Annotated in this window: 22 protein-coding genes and 2 riboswitches; of the genes, 8 read left to right on the plus strand and 14 right to left on the minus strand. The window is 64.4% G+C overall.

The window, feature by feature from the left end:
* Nucleotides 1–217: 217 nt before the first annotated feature.
* The 3 genes from BN2476_RS29945 to BN2476_RS29955 all read right to left on the minus strand — a co-directional run bounded on the left by BN2476_RS29945 (nt 218) and on the right by BN2476_RS29955 (nt 2,504).
* Nucleotides 218–874: an amino acid ABC transporter permease gene (locus BN2476_RS29945; RefSeq protein WP_087737863.1), complete on the minus strand. Its 657-nt coding sequence runs from the start codon at nt 872–874 to the stop codon at nt 218–220.
* On the minus strand, nt 871–1,626 hold the full coding sequence (locus tag BN2476_RS29950; protein ID WP_087737836.1) for an amino acid ABC transporter permease: 756 nt from the start codon (nt 1,624–1,626) through the stop codon (nt 871–873). Before BN2476_RS29950 ends, BN2476_RS29945 begins: the two co-directional genes overlap by 4 nt.
* A 68-nt stretch (nt 1,627–1,694) precedes the next feature.
* Nucleotides 1,695–2,504: a transporter substrate-binding domain-containing protein gene (locus BN2476_RS29955; RefSeq protein WP_087737837.1), complete on the minus strand. Its 810-nt coding sequence runs from the start codon at nt 2,502–2,504 to the stop codon at nt 1,695–1,697.
* 273 nt (nt 2,505–2,777) lie between these two features.
* Between BN2476_RS29955 and BN2476_RS29960 the strand changes: the two genes are divergently transcribed.
* Complete coding sequence (locus BN2476_RS29960) at nt 2,778–3,653, plus strand: LysR substrate-binding domain-containing protein (RefSeq protein ID WP_087737838.1); 876 nt, start codon at nt 2,778–2,780, stop codon at nt 3,651–3,653.
* Between the two features lie 63 nt (nt 3,654–3,716).
* Here the strand turns inward: BN2476_RS29960 and BN2476_RS29965 are convergent, their stop codons facing one another.
* Both BN2476_RS29965 and BN2476_RS29970 read right to left on the minus strand, forming a co-directional pair.
* Nucleotides 3,717–4,802 carry a calcium:cation antiporter gene (locus BN2476_RS29965; RefSeq protein ID WP_087737839.1) on the minus strand — a complete coding sequence of 362 codons (1,086 nt, stop codon included), beginning with the start codon at nt 4,800–4,802 and terminating at the stop codon, nt 3,717–3,719.
* A gap of 227 nt (nt 4,803–5,029) precedes the next feature.
* Nucleotides 5,030–5,386, minus strand: a complete 357-nt coding sequence (locus BN2476_RS29970; RefSeq protein WP_087737840.1) for a BON domain-containing protein — start codon at nt 5,384–5,386, stop codon at nt 5,030–5,032.
* A 388-nt stretch (nt 5,387–5,774) separates the two neighbouring features.
* On the opposite strand from BN2476_RS29970, the gene BN2476_RS29975 reads away from it, so the two are divergent.
* Both BN2476_RS29975 and BN2476_RS29980 read left to right on the plus strand, forming a co-directional pair.
* On the plus strand, nt 5,775–6,392 hold the full coding sequence (locus tag BN2476_RS29975) for a DNA-3-methyladenine glycosylase (RefSeq protein ID WP_087737841.1): 618 nt from the start codon (nt 5,775–5,777) through the stop codon (nt 6,390–6,392).
* Nucleotides 6,393–6,699: 307 nt separating this feature from the next.
* A complete protein-coding gene (locus BN2476_RS29980) occupies nt 6,700–7,029 on the plus strand; it encodes a DUF4148 domain-containing protein (RefSeq protein WP_087737842.1) in 330 nt (109 codons plus the stop codon).
* Between the two features lie 310 nt (nt 7,030–7,339).
* On the opposite strand, the gene BN2476_RS29985 is transcribed toward BN2476_RS29980, so the two are convergent.
* On the minus strand, nt 7,340–7,774 hold the full coding sequence (locus tag BN2476_RS29985) for a CBS domain-containing protein (protein WP_087737843.1): 435 nt from the start codon (nt 7,772–7,774) through the stop codon (nt 7,340–7,342).
* A gap of 399 nt (nt 7,775–8,173) precedes the next feature.
* On the opposite strand from BN2476_RS29985, the gene ribA reads away from it, so the two are divergent.
* Nucleotides 8,174–8,815, plus strand: coding sequence for a GTP cyclohydrolase II (gene ribA, locus BN2476_RS29990; protein ID WP_087737844.1), 642 nt, complete (start codon nt 8,174–8,176; stop codon nt 8,813–8,815).
* Nucleotides 8,816–8,882: 67 nt separating this feature from the next.
* On the opposite strand, the gene BN2476_RS45785 is transcribed toward ribA, so the two are convergent.
* The gene (locus tag BN2476_RS45785) at nt 8,883–9,068 is read right to left on the minus strand and encodes a hypothetical protein (protein WP_143811075.1); all 186 of its coding nucleotides are present in this window, start codon (nt 9,066–9,068) and stop codon (nt 8,883–8,885) included.
* A 41-nt stretch (nt 9,069–9,109) separates the two neighbouring features.
* The gene (locus BN2476_RS29995) at nt 9,110–9,997 is read right to left on the minus strand and encodes an NAD(P)H-binding protein (protein ID WP_087737845.1); all 888 of its coding nucleotides are present in this window, start codon (nt 9,995–9,997) and stop codon (nt 9,110–9,112) included.
* Between the two features lie 196 nt (nt 9,998–10,193).
* Between BN2476_RS29995 and BN2476_RS30000 the strand changes: the two genes are divergently transcribed.
* A complete protein-coding gene (locus tag BN2476_RS30000) occupies nt 10,194–11,081 on the plus strand; it encodes an AraC family transcriptional regulator (RefSeq protein WP_087737864.1) in 888 nt (295 codons plus the stop codon).
* A gap of 30 nt (nt 11,082–11,111) precedes the next feature.
* Here the strand turns inward: BN2476_RS30000 and BN2476_RS30005 are convergent, their stop codons facing one another.
* On the minus strand, nt 11,112–13,595 hold the full coding sequence (locus tag BN2476_RS30005; RefSeq protein WP_087737846.1) for a GcvT family protein: 2,484 nt from the start codon (nt 13,593–13,595) through the stop codon (nt 11,112–11,114).
* Between the two features lie 211 nt (nt 13,596–13,806).
* Here BN2476_RS30005 and BN2476_RS30010 point away from each other — a divergent pair, with 211 nt between their 5' ends.
* A complete protein-coding gene (locus BN2476_RS30010) occupies nt 13,807–14,592 on the plus strand; it encodes a DeoR/GlpR family DNA-binding transcription regulator (protein ID WP_087737847.1) in 786 nt (261 codons plus the stop codon).
* A 765-nt stretch (nt 14,593–15,357) separates the two neighbouring features.
* A complete protein-coding gene (locus tag BN2476_RS30015; protein ID WP_087737848.1) occupies nt 15,358–16,041 on the plus strand; it encodes a response regulator transcription factor in 684 nt (227 codons plus the stop codon).
* Between the two features lie 30 nt (nt 16,042–16,071).
* On the opposite strand, the gene bluB is transcribed toward BN2476_RS30015, so the two are convergent.
* From bluB to cobA, 5 genes are read right to left on the minus strand one after another with little or no spacing between them, the layout of a single operon-like run.
* Nucleotides 16,072–16,782, minus strand: coding sequence for a 5,6-dimethylbenzimidazole synthase (bluB, locus tag BN2476_RS30020; protein ID WP_087737849.1), 711 nt, complete (start codon nt 16,780–16,782; stop codon nt 16,072–16,074).
* Nucleotides 16,766–18,070 (minus strand): cobyrinic acid a,c-diamide synthase CobB, encoded by a 1,305-nt coding sequence (locus BN2476_RS30025; RefSeq protein WP_087737850.1) that lies wholly within the window; start codon nt 18,068–18,070, stop codon nt 16,766–16,768. Before BN2476_RS30025 ends, bluB begins: the two co-directional genes overlap by 17 nt.
* 3 nt (nt 18,071–18,073) lie before the next feature.
* Nucleotides 18,074–18,676: a cob(I)yrinic acid a,c-diamide adenosyltransferase gene (gene cobO / locus BN2476_RS30030; protein WP_087737851.1), complete on the minus strand. Its 603-nt coding sequence runs from the start codon at nt 18,674–18,676 to the stop codon at nt 18,074–18,076.
* Nucleotides 18,673–19,107 carry a cobalamin biosynthesis protein gene (locus BN2476_RS30035; protein ID WP_087737852.1) on the minus strand — a complete coding sequence of 145 codons (435 nt, stop codon included), beginning with the start codon at nt 19,105–19,107 and terminating at the stop codon, nt 18,673–18,675. Before BN2476_RS30035 ends, cobO begins: the two co-directional genes overlap by 4 nt.
* Nucleotides 19,104–19,850, minus strand: a complete 747-nt coding sequence (cobA, locus tag BN2476_RS30040; protein ID WP_087737853.1) for a uroporphyrinogen-III C-methyltransferase — start codon at nt 19,848–19,850, stop codon at nt 19,104–19,106. The genes BN2476_RS30035 and cobA overlap by 4 nt, the downstream gene beginning before the upstream one ends.
* A 197-nt stretch (nt 19,851–20,047) precedes the next feature.
* A riboswitch (cobalamin riboswitch) is annotated at nt 20,048–20,306 on the minus strand.
* A 107-nt stretch (nt 20,307–20,413) separates the two neighbouring features.
* Nucleotides 20,414–20,691, plus strand: a riboswitch (cobalamin riboswitch).
* Nucleotides 20,692–20,876: 185 nt separating this feature from the next.
* Here cobA and cobW point away from each other — a divergent pair.
* On the plus strand, nt 20,877–21,986 hold the full coding sequence (gene cobW / locus BN2476_RS30045; RefSeq protein WP_087737865.1) for a cobalamin biosynthesis protein CobW: 1,110 nt from the start codon (nt 20,877–20,879) through the stop codon (nt 21,984–21,986).
* The last annotated feature ends 4 nt before the right edge of the window (nt 21,987–21,990 follow it).

Consider the following 21,990-nt stretch of genomic DNA (forward strand, 5'->3'; position numbering starts at 1 on the left):
CTTCGGCGGGCAGTCCGCACGCACGAAAGCAGCAGAGCGTATCTGACGGGCGGCGTGCTCGAGAACGTTCGTTCGCGCGGGGTGGAACAATGGTGCGCAGACAGTCGGCGCGGCGGAGGTCGCGAAGTTGAGGCAGGCGACGCAGGCTGCACGACAAGCGTTTTGTTTGCGAGGCGCTCGGGCATTTTCAAAGCAGGCGCCTTCGCAACAAAAAACATCAGCGATGCTGCCCGACCTTCTGCTTGCGCTCCAGCACCCGCGCGTACCACGTCAACGGAAAGCACATCGCGAAGTACAGCAGCGCGACCATTCCATAGATCGGAAACGGCCGGAACGCCGCGTTGGTGATCATCGTGCCCGTCTTCGTGAGTTCGATGAAGCCGATGATCGACGTGAGCGCCGTGCTCTTGACGACTTGCACGAGAAAGCCGACCGTCGGCGCGACGGCGATCTTCAGCGCCTGCGGCCACACGATATAGCGCAACTGCTGGCCGAACGTCATGCCGAGGCTTGCGCCCGCAGCCCACTGTCCGCGCGGCACGGCTTCGACGCAGCCGCGCCAGATGTCCGCGAGATACGCGCTCGTGTAGAGCGTCAGCGTGACGGTCGCGGCGACCCAAGGCGATACGTCGACGCCGAGCAAAGGCAAGCCGAAGAACGCGAGAAAGAGCTGCATCAGCAAAGGCGTGCCCTGGAACAGCTCGACGTACAGCACGACCATGCGCCTCAGCCACGGCAACGGCGACACGCGCATCGCAAGCAGCAACAGCCCGACGATACCGCCGCCGACGAACGCAATCAGCGACAGCAGCACCGTCCAGCGCGCGGCGAGCAGCAGGTTGCGCGCGATGTCCCACAGCGTGAATTCGATCATGACGGGCGCTCCGTCGACGGCGCCGGGCGCGCGCCGCGCCATGCGAGGAGGTTGCGAAAGAGGCCACGCGGCGCATCCGTGGAGCGGGCCGCGCGCCCTGCGAAAAGCCCCTTGCCGAGCCGGTTCAGCAGTTGACGCAAGACGATCGACAGCACCAGATACGTCGCGGTGATGATCACGTATGCCTCGAACGAGCGGAAGTTGCGCGACTGGATATAGTTCGCCGCGTAGGTCAGATCGGGCACCGAGATTTGCGACACGACTGCCGAGCCGAGCATCACGATCAGCACCTGGCTCAGCAACGCGGGAAACACGTTGGCGACCGCCTGCGGCAGCACGACATGGCGAAACACCTGGCGCCTCTCGAGGCCGAGCGCCTGCGCGGCCTGAACCTGTCCATGCGGAATCGAATCGATACCCGCGCGCACGATTTCGATTGCGTACGCACCGAGATTGACCGTCATCGCGAGTATCGCGGCCTCGATTTCGTCGATGTGGATGCCGAGGCCAGGCAGCCCGAAGAACACAAAGAAGAGTTGCACGAGAAACGGCGTGTTGCGAATCAGCTCGACATACGTCGCGATCAGCGCGCGCGCCCACTTCGGACCGGACGCGGCCGCCGCCGCGCCCGCAATGCCGACGAGGCCGCCCAGCACGGTCGAGACGGCCGTGAGCGCGAGCGTCACGCCGACGCCACGCACGAGCATGCCCGCATACATGTCGAAGCTGCTGAAATCGAACGCGTAACTCATCGTATGCGGCTCATCGTGAAATCGGCGATCAAGTGGAATTCAACGCGAGAGGACTTCAAAGCGAGGACTCAGAGATTCTCCGGCAGCGGCGCGCGCAGCCACTTCTGCGAAATCGCGTTCATCGTGCCGTCCTTGCGGGCGCGCGCGATGGTCTCGTCGACTTTCTTCAGCAGGCGCGGTTCGTTCTTGTTCAAGCCGACATGATCGGGCGAACTGAACAGCGAGAACTTCTGCTCGGGATCGTTGGCGGGATGGCGCGCGAGTATCGTCGCGCCCACGTCGTTGCCGACGACCATCAACTGTGCCTGACCAGAAAGGAAGGCAGAAATAGCGCCGTTCGGATCGTCGAAGCGCTTGATGTTCGCCGACGGCGGCGCGATCTTCGTCACGCTCAGGTCCTCCAGCGTGCCGCGCGCAACCGAAATGCTCTTGCCCGCGAGATCGTTCGCGTCCTTCACCTTCACCGTCTTCGGGCCGAACACGGCGAGGTAGTAGGGCGCGTAGGGCTGCGAGAAGTCGATCACCTTTTCGCGCTCGGGCGTCTGGCCGACGGACAGCAGCATGTCCGCCTTGTGGTCGGCGAGATAGGCCATGCGGTTGTCGCCCGTCACGGGCACCAGCTCCACCTTCACGCCGAGCGACTTGCCGATCAGGTTCGCGACGTCGATGTCATAGCCTTGCGGCTTCATGTCGGGGCCGATCGAGCCGAACGGCGGATAGTCCTCGAACACGCCGACGCGCACGACGCCCGCCTTCGTGATCGTGTCGAGCGCATCCGCATGCGCGAGCGGCGCGAACGCGGACAGCGCCGCGCCCGTCAAGGCAAAGGCCGCGAACGCGTGGGAGAAGCGGCGGCGGTAGAGGGCGGCGAGGGTCATCGGTGCATCCTTTCGTTGATGGTTGGGACGGCAGGAACTTCGGTGAGGGTCACTCTAGGTTTGCCAAAATCCGCGAACAATCGAAATCTGCGCATGGGCGCCATGACGTGCGCTCATGCCGTACGGGTTGTCCCCAAGGCGATGACGCATGAGCGCCGTGCATGACGAACGGACCTCGGCGATTTTTGGATCGCGTATGCTTGGGGATGGTCGGCCGCGTGTTGTCCGTCAAAGAAGCATGCCCGATGATTTTTACTGATGCGATCCACGCCAATGCGACGACTTCCGCCCCTGAACGCCTTGCAGATCTTCGAGACAGTGGCGCGCCATCGCAGCTTCACGCGCGCGGCCGAGCATCTGTGTCTCACGCAGGGCGCCGTGAGCCGCCAGATTCTCGCGCTCGAGGACTACTACCGGTTCCCGCTCTTCAAGCGCCACGCGAAAGGCCTCACGCTGACGGCGGAAGGCGAGTTGCTGCTGCCCGCCGTCAAGGAGAGCTTTGCGCGGATCGAAGAAATATCGCTGCGCCTCACGCGCCAGCGCACCGATCTCGCGCTGAAGGTGCCGACCTGCGTGATGCGCTGGATGCTGCCCAAGATCATGCAGTTCCAGGCCGAATATCCCGATCTTCACGTGCAGATCACGACGACGTGGCAGCACGATGTCGATTTCCAGGTCGAGCCGTTCGATGCCGCGATCGTCTATGGCACGTCGGCGGGCGCGGATGTGCAGTCGGTGCCGCTCTTCGAAGAGCGCCTGACGCCTGTGTGCGCGCCGCAGCTGTTGCACGACAAGCCGCTCGCGAGTACCGCCGATCTCACGCGCCACACGCTGCTGCATCCGACGCGCGATCATCGCGACTGGAAGATGTGGCTCGAATACGTGGATGTGCGCGACGTCGACGCGAATCTCGGCCCGAGCTTCGATACGCTCGATCTCGCTACCAATGCCGCGCTGCAAGGCTTCGGTGTCGCGATCAGCGATCTCGCTCTGATCGAAGAAGACGTGGCCGCGCAGCGTCTCGTGCGTCCCTTCGATGCCGTGCTCACGACGGGCGCGCGCTACTACTTCGTGTATCCGGACAGCGTCGCGCATCAGCAGAAGGTCAATCTGTTTCGCGACTGGATCGACCGGCACTGGGCGGGCTGAGCGGCGGCCTGGCTGCTTGCGCGTCGCGAACGGAAGACTCCGGGTTCGCGATGCCCGGATGCATCAGGGCACGAAAGACAGAAACAGATAGGCGGCCAGCAGCGACAGGTGCACGGCTCCCTGAAGGATCGTCGTGCGTCCCGTGCCGAGCGTGAGCGTGCTGATCAGCAGTGTCAGCGCGAGCAGCACGGTGTCCCTGCCCGTGATGCCGAGGGTGAGCGGACGGTCCATCCAGATGAACACCAGCGCGACGGTCGGAATTGTCAGCCCGATGCTCGCGAGGGCCGAGCCGAGCGCGAGATTCAGGCTCGTCTGCAAGCGGTTGGCCCGTGCCGCGCGCACGGCAGCAAGCCCTTCGGGCAACAGCACGAGCGCCGCGATCACGATGCCGACCACGGCGATGGGCGCGCCCGCTTCGAGCACCGCGCGCTCGACGACGGGCGACAGCACTTTCGCGAGCAGCACGACGGCGACGAGGCACACCATCAGCAATACGCTGCTCGTCAGCGCAATGCGCGCGCTGGGCGGCGCGGCGTGCGCGTCTTCGTCGCCGGTGGCATCGGCGAGAAAGTAGTCGCGGTGGCGCACCGTCTGCACGAACACGAACACGCCGTACAGCACCAGCGAAGACACGCCCGCGAACGCGAGTTGCGAGGCGCTGAGCGCAGGCCCGAGATTGACGCTGATGTAGTTGGGCATCACGAGCGACAGCCCCGACAACGACGCGAGCACGGCCAGCGCCGCGCTCGCGCCGCGAATCTGGAAGCCCTGTTCGCGATGGCGAAGTCCGCCGAACAGCAGGCAGACGCCGACGATGCCGTTGCACACGAGCATCACGGCGGCGAACACGGTATCGCGCGCGAGTCCCGCTTTCTCCGGGCCGGCCGACAGCATCACCGACACGATCAGCGCGACCTCGATCACCGTCACGGCGACGGCGAGTACGAGCGTGCCGAACGGCTCGCCGATGCGATGCGCGACCACTTCCGCATGATGCACGCCCGCGAATACCGAGCACCCGAGCGCGATGGCCGCGAGCGCCACCAGCACCCCGTTGCCGGGCAGCGCATAAGCGCCGCCGAGCACGACCCACGCGAGCAGAGGAGCCGCGATCGTCCAGCGGGGCAGTACGGGCGATGTCGATGCCATGTGCGTTTCAGTCCGTTATCGTTGTTCGGATGGCCTGGGCGCGGATGCGCAGCTTCATGAGCCGCGCGTACCCGAAATTAAAGCAGTTCGGTTCGCCGCGTGTATGACAGCTCAGGTCACGATGCGCGACGTGCAAAGAAAAACACCGCTCCTCGCGACGAAGAGCGGTGTGTGTCGTGCATGATCCGGGCGCCCGCGTCGCGAGCCCCCGAGGCCTTGCGTTGAACTTATTGCCCGACCGGGCGGATCGTCAGCGCGTTCTTCACCGACGTCACGCCTTCCACGTTTTGCGCGACCTGCGTGGCCTTGTCGACTTGCGGCTGCTCCGGCACCGAGCCCTGCAGCGTCACCGCACCGCTCCTCGCGCGGACCGTGATGTTGGCGACGCTGATGTCCTTGCTCTTCGACAGCGCTGCGCGCACCTTCTTCGCCAGCGCGCGGTCAGCCGACTTCGCTGCCTTCTGGGTCTGTTTCGCGCTGGGCTGGTTGGTCATGTCGACGTCGCTTGCCTGAGCATAGGCGTTGATCGACGCCAGAACCACGAGCGCGCCACCTACCAACTTGATTGCCTGAATCGCCTTCATACACTTTCTCCTGTTGTCATGATTTGCGACGGTGTCGCGCTTGAACGGACCCGGCAAACGGGCCGTCATACGAGATACCACTGCACTACCACTTCGGTACTTCGCGATGAAAACGGAAAGATGCTGCTGGTTGGATAGGCATCGGGTGGCTTGCCGATCAGGCAGGCCGGAACACCGATGCGGCTGGCCGGACAGTAACGATACCTCAATTGGTTCCATAGTGAAGACATGGGGCCATCGAGATGAGGCATCGGTACAACGGATGGGCGCCGGATCGACGCCATTCGTGCCGGATTGCGTGCATCGTGCATGGATATGGCGGCGCGTCATCATGCTGCAAACTGTGTAGTCCACGCGGCCGACCCGTTCGCTACCGACGAATCCTCGCATGGTCACGACAACGCTTCCTATCGTTCCTCTTCGTCGCAACGATCTACCCGTCGATACGGTTGACCTTGCGCGCTTCATGCTGGGTAAATACCTGGTCCACGATCTGCGCGAAGGGCGCGTGGCAGGGCGCATCGTTGAGACGGAGGCGTATCCCGTCGGCGATTCGACCAATCACGCGTGGCCCGGGCGGCGCGCGTACAACGGCTCGATGTTCCTCGCGCGCGGGCACGCGTACGTGCGGCTCACCTATGGCATCTACAACGTAATCAACGTGGTCAGCGAGCGCGAAGGGACGGGGGCCGCCGTGCTGATCCGCGCGCTGGAGCCCGTCGAGGGCATCGAATGGATGCAGGCGCGCCGGCCGGATACGAAGCCGCGCGATCTCGCGCGCGGTCCCGGCAGGCTCGCGCTTGCGCTGGGCATCGACCTGGGCTTTGACGGCGCCGACCTCTGCACGGGGCGCGGCTTGTGGCTCGGCGCAGTCGGCAGGAAGCCGGCGCCATTCGCGGTGACGACGCGCATCGGGATTGCGCGCGAGACGCATCGTCTGTTGCGCTTCTACGAGCCGGGCAGCCCGTTCGTCAGCGGGCCGCGCAAGCTGCTGTCAGCGGGATGACCTGCGCGGCGCGGTGCCGCCGCGCTTCGCGAAGGCCCGTCGATGTCCCGTCCGCCGTGGCATGTGGCAGCCGGCACGCTTGCCACATTGCTGGGCAAACGCCGATGTGCCCCGTCATTATTGCCGCGCTGCGTCCCTTGAATCGACCGGTGACGGCTCGCGAGGCTGCACGACTTTTGCACTCAGCGCAATTAAGTATCTCCGATATAGGGGTTTTCCCTCGGTTCGCCGATGGCTACACTGACTTCACTGGCTTCACACAAGGTGTGTGAAGCTGCTGATAAAACAACCATCGGAGGTAGTTATCATGAAATCGCTGATCAAGGCTGTCGCCATTGCTGCTGTTCTCGCCGCTCCCGTCGTTTCGTTCGCGCAGTCGAACCAGCCCGTCACTCGCGCACAGGTTCGCTCGGAACTGATCCAGCTGGAAAAGGCAGGCTATAACCCCGCAACGGCTTCCGATCCGAGGTATCCGGCCGACATCCAGGCTGCCGAAGCACGCGTCCAGGCGCAGAACGGCGCTGTGGCGCAAGCGCCCGTCGCCGATACAGGTTACGGTGCGGCGACCAACGGTTCGTCGCAATCGGGCGCCGCAAAGCGGCTGAGCCCGGCGCAAAACGTCTACTTCGGCAATTAATCGTGTTGTCCAGGGGCCGCGAAGTTCGCGGCCCTGCATGCGTGCTTTCGAAGCACAATGAAGCGTGCATGACATTCATCGCGACGGCGGCGCGGCGCGGCGCGGGGCTCGGAAGCCCGTGGCCGTGTCGCCGTCGACGAAAACTTGAACCTCCGCCGCCGCAAGGTGGCTTTGCCCAACCTCGCGGATTGGGCTTTTTTTGTTGGCGCGAGCGAACGGACTGACGGGCGGCGCGTTGCGCGCGTCAAATGCCGTTGTCCCGGTCGCGACGGCGAAACGCGAAGTGCGACAGCAGCGGGCGAAAGCGCTTTTACGCGCCGTGGATGTAGTGCTCCAGCTGCTGGATCGTGAACTGCTGCTCGGCGATGATGTTCTTCACGAGGTCGCCGATCGACACCATGCCGATCAGCTTGTCGCCTTCCATTACGGGTAGGTGTCGCATGCGGCGCTCGGTCATCAGCGCCATGCATTGGTCGGTGGTCTGCTCCAGCGTCACGAAGCGCACGGCGCTGCTCATGATGTCGCGTACGGCCGTCGTCTTCGACGAGCGGTCCATCAGCACAATCTTGCGCGCATAGTCGCGTTCGGTGACGATCCCCGCAATCGACCCGTTCTCCTTGACGATCAACGCACCGATCTGCTTTTCCGCCATCAGCTTGATGGCGTTGTAGACGGAATCGGATGCCTCGATCGTGAAGACGTCTTGATTCGGCTTCGATTTGAGTACTTGTGCAACGCTAGTCATGGAGCGGCTCCGTTTGCAGTGCAGCACGCCCGGCCGCGGCGCGCTGGGGTGAAGGAGGGGGCACGTCAAGCGCAGATCAAGCGCAGATCAAGTATAGGCGTCGATGGCGGCTGCGGCGACGCTCGCTTCGCCTGGTTCCGTGGGGTCCGGCACGCATGTCATGCAAACGACAACGCGATGGATAAGTGCCATGTTCGTTCGGCTTCGTTCGTTCCATTTCCTGCAATGGCGGATGCGCCGCACCGCTCGCGCGCACCATCGCGAAGCAGGCGACAGGTAGAATTCACCGTTTAGCGGTAAACTCCGCTCTGTACCTTGTTCCGCCGGTTTCTTTTCTAACCGGTCTTCATCCCCGTTAGTTCACGGGTTCATGTCCGCAATACCGCTAACGCCATGCCCATGTCTCACGAGCCGTCGCAAGCAGACGGCGCACTTACCGGCGAATGCGTCGCGCTCGACGCGACGGCCACGCTTCCAACCCGCTACGGCATTTTCACGTCCTATGTGTTTCGTGTGAACGACACGGGCGCAGAACATGTCGCGCTCGTGATGGGCGATGTCGCGAACAAACAGTCGGTGCTTACGCGTCTGCATTCGGAATGTCTGACGGGCGACGTGCTCGGCTCGTATCGCTGCGACTGCGGCGAACAACTGGATCTCGCACTGCGCTATATCGCAGCCGAAGGTTGCGGCGTGCTGCTCTATCTGCGCGGACATGAAGGACGCGGCATCGGGCTGTCGAACAAGATTCGCGCGTATGCATTGCAGGAGCAGGGCCGCGATACCGTCGAGGCGAATCTCGACCTCGGCTTGCCCGAAGACTCGCGCGAGTACGATTCGGCGGCCGCCATTCTGCGGCTGCTGAAGGTGACGTCCGTGCGCCTGATGAGCAACAACCCGAAGAAATTCGACACGCTGTCGAAGCATGGCATTCCCGTCTGCGAACGGGTTGCACTGGCGATTCCGATGCGCGAAGAGAACGAGCGCTATATCCGCACGAAACAGGTGAAGTTTGGGCACTATTTCGAGGAAAACGAGTGACGCTCATGCGTCTCGCTTCATCCACGTAATGGCCTCGCCGATGGCGAGGCCATTTGTTTTCGTGGCTTCAGAAGATCATGAAGTCATCGTTGTTGTCGGGAATCGCGTTCAACATCTGTTCCAGCCGATACCATCCGAGCCGCGCGGCCAGATGCGTCGCGAACGCGTACAGCGCCCGTGCAGCGTCGTGACCCGCATCACGGCTTCGAGCCGAAGCGTCCTGGCTCATGCGCAACAAAGGACAGCACTGCATGTGAAGCTCCTCGCAAGAGAGGCGCGCGTATTCGACGGCATCTAGCGCGCGTCGATCGCGGACACCAGCGCGGCAAACACCTCGCGCAGTTCGGTCTTGCCGAAGTGCCGCTCGCTTGCGCCCGCTTCGACATCGATGCGACCCGCGTTCTGCGCGTCGTAGAGATCGACGATGAGTTGCGCGTGATTGGCGTTGAGTCCCGCGCGCAGGAGCGTCGCCGTCCACTCGCTGCGCGGCAACGCGCATGCGACGATGGCGCGCCCGGCCACGACGCTCAACGCGCGGGCGACGCCGTTCGCATCGTGGCGCCGGGGGCCTTCGATGCTCACGACACGGACGGCATCGTCCCCATGTCCCTCGATCTGCAACTGTGCGGCAAGCATGCCGACATCGTGCGCCGACACCGACGCGAACGCCCTGTCGACGGGATGATGCAGGCTCGGCAGCAAACCCGTCGAGAGCGCGGCGGGCAGCACGCGCGCCCAATTCTGCATGTGCTCTGCCGAGCGCAGCAGCGTCAGGCGTGGCACAGCTTCGCGGAAGGCCGTTTCGAGGTGATGGAAAAGCATCGTGATGCCCGTGCCCGCATCGAGTTCGGCGCCATAGTCGGACAGCGCAACGACATGCACCTCGGGATGCTCGCGCAGCGCGCCGGCTGCCACATCGACCGTGCGACGCATCGTGCCGGCAGGATCGGGGTCACGATGCGGCACGGGACACAGCATCTGCACGCCTCGAGCGCCGACGAGCGCGCGCGTCACCGATGCCTCATCCGTCAGATCGCCCAGCACGACTTCACAACCGAGGCGCTCCAGCGCCTCGCGCTGGGCAGGGTTTCGCACAACGGCGCGCACGGCGTGGCCTGCGTGCCGCAATGCCGTTGCCGCCGTGCGTCCCACGTTGCCCGATGCGCCAAAAATCACGAACATAGTCCGGCTCCTTGATCGTTAAGATGGCGCCAAGCGTAAGCCGCGACGACGTTCGAAGCGCGCATGCACGGATGCAGAACAGCAGATCCGGATGACGATCTGCACGCGACGGCGGTCCAAATGAATCGACGGCCTGCAGGCTGGCGCGAAACCAAGCACAATGCGTCAATCTGAACGATCACTGAAGGGGCAGGCGATGAATGCAGTCAACCGTCGGCTGGTGCCGCACTCCGGCGCGCGTGAGAGCTTGCGTTCGAGCGCGTCGCTCGGCTGGTCCGGTTTCGGCGCGGAACTGGTCGGAGTGGCGGCCGGCGCGCATCGCATTCCGGCGATGGCGCATCATCGCGTTGGCGTGCATGTCGGTGCGCCTGTGAGAGCCGTGTGCCGATGCAACGGCCACCGTTACGCGCGCATTCAGGCGCATGGCGATGCCGATGTGATTCCGGCCGGGCTCGACGGCGAGTGGTCCGATGACGCGAGCTGTACGATCTTGCGCATCTGGATTGCCGACGATTTCGCGCGCGAGACGTTCGACCAGCTCGGCCTGCGCGCAGCCGATGCGCAGATTCGCCCGCAGTTCCAGATGCGCGACGCGCGGTTTCAGCATCTGGCCTGGGCCATGCGCGCGGAACTCGAAGCCGAATACGCATCCGATCCACTCTACGCGGAGAGCCTGTGCACAGCAATGATCGTGCGGCTCGCGGGCGCGGGCGTCCCACGCGACGACAAAAGACGCACGCTGTCGCCGCGTGCTGCCGCGTGCGTGAGCGACTATATCGAGTCGCATCTCGACCAACGTCTGACGCTCGCCGAACTCGCCGCGCTCGTCGCACTGAGCGTTCCACATTTCAAGGTGCTGTTTCGCGAGACGTTCGGCGTGCCCGTACATCGGCATGTCGTGCAGCGGCGCGTGGAGCGTGCGCAAGCGCTGCTGTCGCAAGGGCGCCTGAGCGCGAGCCAGGTCGCGCTCGAAACCGGCTTTGCACATCAGAGCCACATGGCGCACTGGATGAAGCGGCTGCTCGGCGTGACACCGCGCGATATCGCCCGCAACGGCGAGAGACGGCTGATCGTTGCGCGCTAGTGCAGGCGTTGCGTTCGCGCGGCGTGCGATTCAGCTTTTCACGCGCGCCGCAGCGGGATCGTATGGCGCTTTCAGATGCAGCGTCGCCGGCAGCAGATCGCCGGCGACATCGATCAGATAGCGGCCGCTCGTGAGCCACGCTTCGTCGAGCGCGCCGTCGTCGTCGCGCTTCACGTAACCCATCGCGACCGGGCAGCCGAGCGTATGCCCGAACGCCGCCGACGTGACGAAGCCCGCCACCTTGCCATCGCGCACGATTGCCTCGCCGCCCCATAGCATGCGATCGCTCGCGCCATCTGCGGTGAGCACGACGAGACGCTTGCGCAGCGGCTCGTCGCGCAGCCTGGCGAGCGCATCGCGCCCGATGAACGGAATGTCCTTGTCGAGCTTGCACGCGAACGCGAGTCCCGCTTCGAACGGATTCGTATCCGGCGACAACTCGCGTCCCCATGCGCGATAGCCTTTCTCGATGCGCAGCGACTCCAATGCGTAATAGCCCGCGTTTTTCAGGCCAAAACGCGCGCCCGCGTGATGCAGCGTTTCATAGACGCCCACCGCGAATTCGACGGGCACATACAGCTCCCAGCCGAGTTCGCCGACATACGTGATGCGCGTCGCGCGCACCGTCGCATAGCCGATATCGACTTCGCGGCTCTGCCCGAACGCGAACGCCGAATGGCTCCAGGCGGCCTTCGACACGCTCGCGAGCAGATCGCGCGCACGCGGTCCCATCACCGCGAGCACCGCGTATTGACTGGTCACGTCGACGAGCATGCAGTCGCTGTCGTGCGGAATGCGTTTGTCGATCATGTCGAAGTCGCGCGTGGTTTGCGCGGAGCCCGTGACGAGCAGATATTCGTCGGCGGCGAGACGCGTGAGCGTGAAATCCGATTCGTAGCCGCCGCGCGCGTTGAGCATGCCCGTATAGACTGCCGTGCCCGGCGGCACCGCGACGTCGTTCGCGGCGATGTGTTGCAACACCGCTTCGGCATCGCGTCCCTTGACGAGAAATTTGGAGAACGACGTCATGTCGAAGAGCGCGACGCGTTCGCGGCATGCGCGATGCTCGTCGCCGCTCCAGGGCAGCCAGTTCTGTTGGCCGAACGCATAGTCGATGCGCGCCTGCTCACGCGTCGGCGCAAAGAAATTCGCGCGTTCCCAGCCCATCTTGCTGCCGAAGCATGCGCCTTCATCCCGCAGCAACGCATGAAGGGGCGAGCGCCGGAAGGGACGCGCGCTGTCGAGTTCGCGGTTTGGCCAGGGCATCGCGTAGTGCAGGCCGAGCGTCTCCTTCACGCGGTCGTGCAGCCACGTGTCGTTGCCGTTGAAGCGCGCGAAGCGGCGAATATCGACGGGCCACAGGTCCATCGTCGGCTCGCCCGCGACGATCCACTCGGCGAGCGCCATGCCCGCGCCGCCCGCCGACGCAATCCCCATCGAGTTGAATCCCGCGCCGACATAGAAATTGCGCAGCTCGGGCGCTTCGCCCAGGATGAAGTTGTTGTCGGGCGTGAACGACTCGGGGCCGTTGTAGAACTGGCGCACCTGGGCCGTCTCCAGCGCGGGCACGCGTTGCAGTGCGTTCTCCATCAGGATCTGGAATTGATCCCAGTCGTCGGGCAGCAACTGGAACTCGAAGTTCTCGGGAATGCCGTTCATGCCCCACGGCTTCGCATCCGGTTCGAAGCCGCCCATCACGAGGCCGCCCACTTCTTCCTTGAAGTAGATGTAGCCGTCCGGGTCGCGCATCACGGGCAGATCGGGATGCACGCCCGCAATCCTGTCCGTGACGATGTAGTAGTGCTCGGCCGAATGCAGCGGCACGGTGACGCCGCACAGTCGCCCCACCGCCTTCGCCCACTGGCCCGCGCAATTGACGACAATCTCCCCCGCGATCGTGCCTTCGTTGCCCGCCTTGTCGCGCCACGCGACGCCGCTCGCCTCGCGGCCCTTGCGCGTCTGCCGCGTGTGAATCGCGGTGACGCGCGTGTTCTCGGCGATGCGCGCGCCGCGCCGCCGTGCGCCGCGCGCGAGCGCCTGCGTCAGATCGGTCGGGTTCGCCTTGCCGTCGCCGGGCAGCCAGACCGCGCCAAGCAGATCGTCGGTGCGCATGGGCGGCCACAGTTCGCCCGCTTCCTTCGGGCCGATCACGTCGCACGTCACGCCATATGCGCGCGCGACGGCGGCTGTGCGCTTCAGCTGCGTCATCCGCTCGGCCGTGCGCGCCACCGACAGCGAGCCGCATTGCTTCCAGCCCGTCGCGAGTCCCGTGTCCGCTTCGAGCCCGGCGTAGAGCGCGGTCGAATAGCGGATCAGCTTCGTCATGCTTTCCTGCGCCCGCAACTGGCCGACCAGCCCGGCCGCATGCCACGTCGTGCCGCACGACAGCTGGCCCTGTTCGAGCAGCACGACATCCGTCCAGCCGAGCTTCGCGAGGTGCCAGGCGAGCGAGCATCCGATGATGCCGCCGCCCACGATGACGACGCGCGCCTGCGTCGGAAGATTGGTTGACATGTGTCGGACCTCGCTGGAGTGTGTGGAATTGAGTTGAATCATGTGGAAATGTGTTGTCGCGTACTTTGCCGCAAAAATGCGCACATTGCAACGTTTTTGGGCAGCATGGAGCAAGCGGCTAGAGCTATGCAATGTGGAATTGCTTGGATTTGTGTTGGCCTCGCGCGGGCGTGTCTGCTAGACTCGCGCCAATTTCCAACCGCCGCTGCCGATGTTCGCCACCCACCGACAGAACGAGATCCTGCGGCTCGTCCGCGCGCAACAGACCTGCACGATCACCGATCTGGCGAACACGTTCGCCGTGTCCGACGAAACGATCCGTCGCGACCTGAAGCCGCTCGTCGCCGAAGGGCTGCTCGTCAAGGTGCACGGCGGCATCATGTTGCCCGCGCAACTCGACGAGCCGCCGTTCGGCCGCCGCATGGTCGAGCAGCGCGACGCCAAGCGGGCGATCGCGGCGCGCATCGCGCAGATGATCGACGACGGCGATTCGGTGTTGCTCGACGGCGGCACGACCTGCGTGCATATCGCGCACGCGCTCGAATCACATTCGCGCCTGACGGTCGTGACCAACTCCGCCGAGATCGCGCGCCTGCTCGCGCCGCGCAACGGCAACCGCGTGTTGATGGCGGGCGGCGAACTGCGCGCCGACGACGCGTCCGCTGTTGGCGAGAGCGCGCTCGCTTTCGTCCGGCAATTCCATGTGCGTTATGCGATCGTGTCGGTGACGGCCATCGACGCGAAGGGGCGCTTCATGGACGCGCAACCCGCCGATGCCGCGCTTGCGCTTGCCGCGTTCTCGCAAGCGGAGCGGCGCATCATCGCCGCCGATCACACGAAATTCGGCCACAGCGCGCTCGCTCATGTGTTCGGCCCGGATGGTCTCGACATCCTGGTCACGGATGTCGCGCCCGCTGCGGCGCTGTCGAAGGTTCTGACGGCGGCAGGCGTCGAAGTGATCTGCGCGGCGCCCGTGCCAGGTGGGGCCGGCCTCTGATTGCGTGCGGCGGACGGCATCAGCCACGGACCTAAAGTGCAGCGCCGCAAGAGCCGCTAACGGGATCAGAGGAACTGTCCTGGGCCCGCGCGTGGGCCTGTGAAGCCTGGATAAGCCGCTTATCGCCGCCATCGACCGATTTAACGAAATGGTTCACCGGCTGCACAAAAATGAGAGGTTAATTGACTGATTGAATTCGTTCTAATAATCTTCACCCCGATTTAAATGAAAGCGTCAACGACGACGCTTGAATTGTTAAATCTTTCCGGTAATTGGCACGAACTCTCTATTGCGCGAATGTTAAATCCGCAAAAGGACGTTTGTGATGCGGTGCCGCATGTACGGGCGGCCTTGTTCGCCGGCTGGTTATCAGTCGCCTGCCAGTCATTTCCAGCTGCGAAGAGCTGTGACACTCCCCGCAAAGCGAGCAGTGGCGCTCGTTTCAGGGCAGCGGCACGATTAGCCGGTGAAGTATCGCAGACAGCAAATTGCAAGAAAAATCCGCTCGCTAGAGGCGGTCAAAAGAAGTCGAATTCGCGCCTCTTATAACCGGCTGTTCGATGAGCCGTAATGGGGTGCGAAGGCATTAAAGCAATATCGGGCGATCAAGGCATTGTCGGGCAATGTGAAGGAATTGGCCCGCAATCGATGCAGGACTTGAACAATCAGTCCAATGTGGAGTTCCAATTTCATATTGCCGGTTGTGGTCCTTCATCCACGATTTCCCGGTCGGACGGAAACAACGATTGAGCGTTGCGGGGTTTTATGAGAATTGCAGTTCTGGAGGAGACACGGGCGCGAGCCGAATTCGTGTGCGGGACGCTGTCGGCGGCGGGGCACACGTGCCATGCGTTCGACGATGGACAGGCGCTGATCGGGCAACTGCGTAGCCAGCCGTTCGATCTGCTCGTGCTCGATCGCGATGCGCCGGGCCTGTCGGCTGGCCATGTACTGCACTGGGTCCGCGAGAATCTCGCCGAGCGTCTGCCTGTCCTCCTGTTGACGAGCGCAGACGACACGTCCGACCAGATAGCGGACGTCGACGATTGCCTTGTCAAGCCCATTAGCGCGGCGACGCTGCTCGCGCGCGTCGGCATGCTGTTGCGCGGCACAAGCCAGGGGCTGGTGGCCGGGAAGGAAGTGTTCGGCGAATACGAATTCGAGCCGGGCTCTAAGCGCGTCCATGTGCGCGGCCATTCCGTCACGCTCACGCATAAGGAATTCGAACTCGCGCTGCTGCTGTTCAAGCATCTGAGCCGGCCGCTGTCGCGCTCGCATATTCTCGATGCAATCTGGAAACAGGCGGCCGCCATTCCGTCGCGCACGATGGACACACACGTGTCGATGCTGCGCACGAAGCTCGGCTTGCGCCCGGAGAACGGCTATCGGCTGATGCCGATCTACGGCTACGGCTACCGCCTCGAGCGCATCGAGAAGGGCGAGACGTAAGCGGCGCGCGCAAGGGCTTTCGCGCGGCGCTCAACGCGCGTCGTCGTGCGCCCGCTGCTGCATCGACTGCATCGACGGCGCTTCTTCGCAAGCGGATTTCTGATCGCGCCACGTGTTCTCGAAGAGACACGCATCGAGCGGCATGCGCTTCGCCCAGCCTTCCGATTCGAGCATCGGCTCGGGATAGAAACGCTCCACATGCCCTAGACACAGAATGGCGACGGGCCGCGCACCCTCCGGCATGCCGAGCATCGCGCGCACTTCGTCGGCATCGAACAGCGACACCCAGCCCATTCCAAGCCCTTCGGCGCGCGCCGCGAGCCACATGTTCTGGATCGCGCACGCCACCGAAGCCAGATCCATTTCCGGCAGCGTGCGCCGTCCGAAGATGTGCTTCTCGCGGCCGTCCATCAGCGCCATCACGAGCAGTTCACCGCACTCGAGCATGCCTTCGACCTTCAGCTTCATGAACTCGTCGCGCCGCTTGCCAAGCGCATCCGCTGTCAGCACGCGCTCGCGTTCGACGGCGGCATGCAGCTTCTGCCGAAGCGCGGGATCGGTGATGCGTCCGATCCGCCACGGTTGCATATAGCCGACGCTCGGCGCGTGATGCGCGGCGTCGACGAGGCGCGCGAGCACGGCGGGATCGACGGGCGTTGGCACGAAGTGGCGCATGTCGCGCCGCTCGTAGATCGCGCGGTAGACCGCCGCGCGTTCGGCGTCGTCAAAAGGCTCGGCCATGGAAGAGGGCAGCCGCGAAGGCCGGGTTGGACGGCCAGTAGCCGTGCATGTAAGTGGCGACGATCGAACCCTGACGATAGACGGCTTCGCCGGGCGCGTCGGACTGCGCGCGCGTCGCGTGACGCACGGGCGCGAGCGGCGTGCTCACGCGCGAGTAGTGAAACGTGTGGCCCGTCATCGTGCCATGCACGCTGTCGTCGATCTGCTGCATGCCGAGCGCGGTGAAGCGCGTCTGCATCGCGGCATGGCCGGGCAGCAGGCCGAGCATCGGCGTCGTGACGCCTTGCGTGTCGGTGACGCTGTCGAGCAGATACAGCAATCCGCCGCATTCGGCGACGATGGTTTTATCCGCGGCGGCATGCGCGCGGACGGATGCCGCGCTGCGCGCATTGGCTGCGAGCGTAGGCGCATGCAGTTCCGGATAGCCGCCGGGCAGATAGAGCGCGCTCGCATCGACGGGAACGGGCTCGTCGGCGAGCGGCGAGAAATAGGTGACGCGCGCGCCCAGCGCTTCGAGCAGCTGCACGTTCGCCGGATAGATGAACGCGAACGCGGCGTCGCGCGCGACCGCGATGTGCATGCCGTCGAGCAGTCGCGGCAGCGGCGCTTCGTGCGCGGGCTCGTCGAACGTGACGACAGGCGGCAGTTGTGCGAGCGCGGTCGATGCGAGCGCATCGGCCGCGCGATCGAGCCGTGCGTCGAGATCGCCGATTTCCTCGGCTTGCAGCAAGCCGAGATGTCGATCGGGCAATTCGATCGCATCGGTGCTCGACAGATAGCCGAGCATCTTCAGATCGGTGGGCAACGATTCTTCGAGCATCTGCGCGTGACGCGCGGAGCCGACCCGATTCGCGAACACGCCATGAAACGGCACGTCCGGTCGAAAGCGCGCAAGGCCGAACGCGACCGCGCCGAAGGTCTGCGCCATCGCTTTCGCTGAAATCACGGCGGCGACGGGCACGTTGAATTTCGCGGCTAGATCGGCGCTGCTCGGCGTGCCGTCGAAGAGGCCCATCACGCCTTCGATCAGGATCAGATCTGCATCGCGCGCCGCTTCGGCGAGCAGCGCGCGGCATGCACGCTCGCCGACCATCCACAGATCCAGCGACAGCACGCTTGAGCCGCTCGCGCGCGCGAGGATCATCGGATCGAGGAAATCCGGGCCCGTCTTGAACACGCGCACGTTGCGCCCCATCCGCCGATGATGCCGCGCGAGCGCAGCCGTGATCGTCGTCTTGCCCTGGCCCGACGCCGGCGCGCTGATGAAGAGAGCGGGGCACGCGGGCATCGTTCAGAACTCCACGCCGCGCTGCGCCTTCACGTGCTGCTCGCGGTACGGATGCTTGACGAGGCGCATTTCGGTGACGAGGTCGGCGGCGTCGATCAGCGCGTCGGGCGCATGGCGTCCCGTGATGACGACGTGCAGCATCTCGGGCCGCGCATTGACGACGCTTAGCACCTCATCGAGCGGGAGATATTCGTACTTCAGCACGGTGTTCAGCTCGTCGAGAATCACCATTTGGTACTCGCCGCTTTCGATCATGCGGCGCGCTTCGTTCCAGCCTTTGCGCGCGGTCGCGATGTCGGCCTCGCGGTCCTGCGTGTTCCAGGTGTAGCCGTCGCCCATCGTGACGAAATCGCAGTTCGCCTGGGCGCCGAGAAAATCGCGCTCCGACGTATGCAGCGCGCCCTTGATGAACTGCACGACGCCAAGCTTCAGGCCGTGGCCGAGCACGCGCACGGCCATGCCGAACGCGGCCGTGGACTTGCCTTTGCCCGTGCCCGTGTAGACGATCAGCAGGCCTTTTTCGACGGTTGCCTGGGCCTGCTTCTTCTCGTGGCCTTCGCGGCGGCGCTGCGTCATGCGTGCATGCGATTCGGGATCGGTCTTCATCGATTGTCCTTCGTTTGGTGTGTTTCGTTTGAGTGCTGATGTATGGTGCGGTCGGCATCAGTAGAGCATGCGATCGCGACCGTGACGCCATCGCGTGCGCGTTTGTGCACGAGCAGCCGTCCGTTTGGTGTCGCGAGCAGCGCGCACGGTTCGCAGACGCCATCGACGCCCATATGCTCGCGCACGGCTTGCGATCCGTTCGTGCGTGTATCGAGCGCGTCGATCTGTTCGCGCGTGAAGATGCGCAACGGCAACGCATGGCGTGCGCAGAACGCGACGAGGCCGGCTTCGTCGGCTTTCACATCGATAGTTGCGACGGCTCCGAGCGCTTCGAACGGCAGCGTATCGCCGAGCGCATCGCGCACAGCCGCTTCGATCTGTTCAGCCGATACGCCGCGCCGGCAACCGATGCCCACGATGAGCCCCGTCATGACGACGCGTGCTGAAGCAATGCATCGACGGGCGCGGCCAGCGACGCGACGCCGCCGATCACGACGATCGACGGCGAGCCGAGGCCCGCATCCGCGACTCGTTGGACGAGATCGCGCAACACCGCGCATACGTGACGCTGCTCGGGCCGCGTCGCCGATTCGATCGCGGCGCACGGCGTATCCGGCGACATGCCCGCGCGCAACAGCGCATCGGCGATGTCGTTCAGGCGGCGCATGCCCATGTAGATCACGAGCGTCATCCGGGTGGCGGCGAGCGCCGGCCAGTCGGCTTCGTGCTCGCCCGCGCCGTGGCCCGTGACGAAGATCACGCCCTGTGCGTAGTCGCGATGCGTGACGGGAATGCCGATCGCCGCGGGCGCGGCGATGCCCGCCGTGATTCCGCTGACGATCTCGACATGCACGCCAGCCGCTTGCAACGCCTGCTGCTCTTCGCCGCCGCGTCCGAACACGAACGGATCGCCGCCCTTCAGACGCGCGACGCTGCGGCCCATGCGCAACTGATCGAGCATCATCGCGACGATCGCGGGCTGCGGCGTCGATGCATGACCGCCGCGTTTGCCGACGTGGACGATCAGCGCGTCGTCGCGCGCGAATTGCAGCACTTCGGGATTCACGAGATCGTCGACGAGCACGACGTCGGCCTGCGCGAGCGCGCGGACGGCCTTGAGCGTCAGCAGTTCGACGTCGCCGGGGCCGGCGCCGATCAGCCAGGCGCGGCTCATCGCGAGTGGAGCGCCGCTGGGTGGGCGGGCCTTGAAGAAATGTGGGTCATGCGATGCTGCATTCGATGCGCGGCGCCATTGCCTGAAGCCGGCTTATAAACGGGCGTACAAGCGGGCGTACAGGCAGCGCGTCGCGCGTGGGCGCTGGCGTCCGTTTCCCGCGGCTCCAGCGAATGGCGACGGGTTTCGTCCGTCCCGTCGCCCCCCTGCATCTGGCCGGTATCCGGGCTGGCGGCTCATCGCGTTCGCCTTCCCACTTGCATGATGCAGGCAGTGGCCTTGAACGCACTGCGCGGAAGTTGTTCCTTCCGCTCGCCGCGTGACCGTTGCGGGGACAGCACAGGCTGAGCACCTCATTTGACGCACGACACGTGCCATACAAAAGACGCGCTTCCCTGTTTCCCGTTTAACCGTGCAAGCGAACGCAGGCACGGCACCAGACGCGCGCATACGATAGCACAGCCGACCTTGCGCGTCGCTGCGGAGTTTCCTCGATGAGCACGCCGCAACGGGTGCGGAGAAAGCATTAAGGCTCTATTCTTGACGCTCCCCGCGCGCGAGCCTAAACTCGCACGCACTCTGGTGCTCGCGCGCGCTTTCTGCTCGCGCAGTTAAACGGGAAATAGCCGGCCCCTCGTGTCGCTCGTATCGTCACAGGGCCAAACTATGCTGCTCCCCGCAACGGTAGGTGAAGGCATCGCGAAGTCGATGCGGAGCCGTCTCGCTGCATGTGCGTCCAACAGTGGCCCATGCGGATCATCCACTGCGCGAAAACGCTCGCGCGGGAAGGAGAGGCGGCGCTTTCATCAGCCCGGATACCGGCCCGAGAAAACGACGCAATGCTGCGGGGATGCGGCGCTGCGTTCACGATTCCGCACGCGCCGCGTGCCCGTTTCGCGCTGGCTTCTTCAGGCTGCGAAGCGTTTGCGGCGCCGTTTTCCGTCCCCGTGCATCACACTGACTCGCATCGCTCGCGGCGTTGCGATTCCAGAGTCGCCCACAAACACATCGGGCAACGGAGCCATCATGCAGACACAGATGCGCAAGATTCCCGTGACGATCGTCACAGGCTTTCTCGGCAGCGGCAAGACGACGTTGATGCGTCACATCCTTCAGCACGCGGGCGGCCTGCGCATCGCGGTGATCGTCAACGAGTTCGGCGAGCTTGGCATCGACGGGGAAATCCTCAAGGGTTGCGGCATCGGTTGCGACGAGGACGGCAACGAGACGGAAGGCCAGCTCTACGAGCTCGCCAATGGCTGCCTGTGCTGCACCGTGCAGGAAGAGTTCTTTCCCGTGATGGAGCAGCTCGTCGAGCGGCGCGGCCAGATCGATCACGTGCTGATCGAAACATCGGGGCTCGCGTTGCCGAAGCCGCTCGTGCAGGCGTTCAACTGGCCGTCGATCAAGAACAGTTTCACCGTCGATGCCGTCGTCACCGTGGTCGACGGTCCCGCCGTCGCGAGCGGTCAGTTTGCCGACGACCCCGCCGCCGTCGACCGGTTGCGCAAGGCCGATCCCAATCTCGATCACGAATCGCCGCTGCACGAGCTGTTCGAAGACCAGTTGTCGGCGGCCGATCTCGTGATCCTCAACAAGACCGATCTGCTCGACGAAGCGCAGCAGGCCGCCGTCGAATCGACGCTGCGCGAAGAGATACCGCCTCAGGTGAAAGTGGTGCGCGCGCATATGGGGCAGCTCGATCTTCACGCGCTGCTCGGGCTGGAATCCGCATCGGAAGAAACGATTCATCTGCGGCACGATCATCACGGTTCCGCCGATGATCCCGATCACGCCGATCACCATCACGACGAGTTCGATTCCGTCGTCGTGACGGCACGGGCACCGTCGCGCGACACGATAATCGCGGCGCTCAGGCAAGTAGTCGAAGCGCACACGATCTATCGCGTGAAGGGTTTTGCGGCCTTGCCGGGCGCGGCGATGCGTCTCGTGATTCAAGGCGTTGGGCGGCGCTTCGACAGCTATTTCGACCGGCGCTGGCAGACGGGCGAAATCGACAGATCAACCCTCAGCCGCTTCGTGCTGATCGGCGCGGATCTCGATCAACGGGCGCTGCAGCGCGCGCTCGACGAAGCATTGAGCGACGTCGCGAACGCTCAGACGCAACAGGCCTGAAGGC

This window comes from Paraburkholderia piptadeniae, assembly GCF_900007165.1.
GTDB classification, from domain to species: domain Bacteria; phylum Pseudomonadota; class Gammaproteobacteria; order Burkholderiales; family Burkholderiaceae; genus Paraburkholderia; species Paraburkholderia piptadeniae.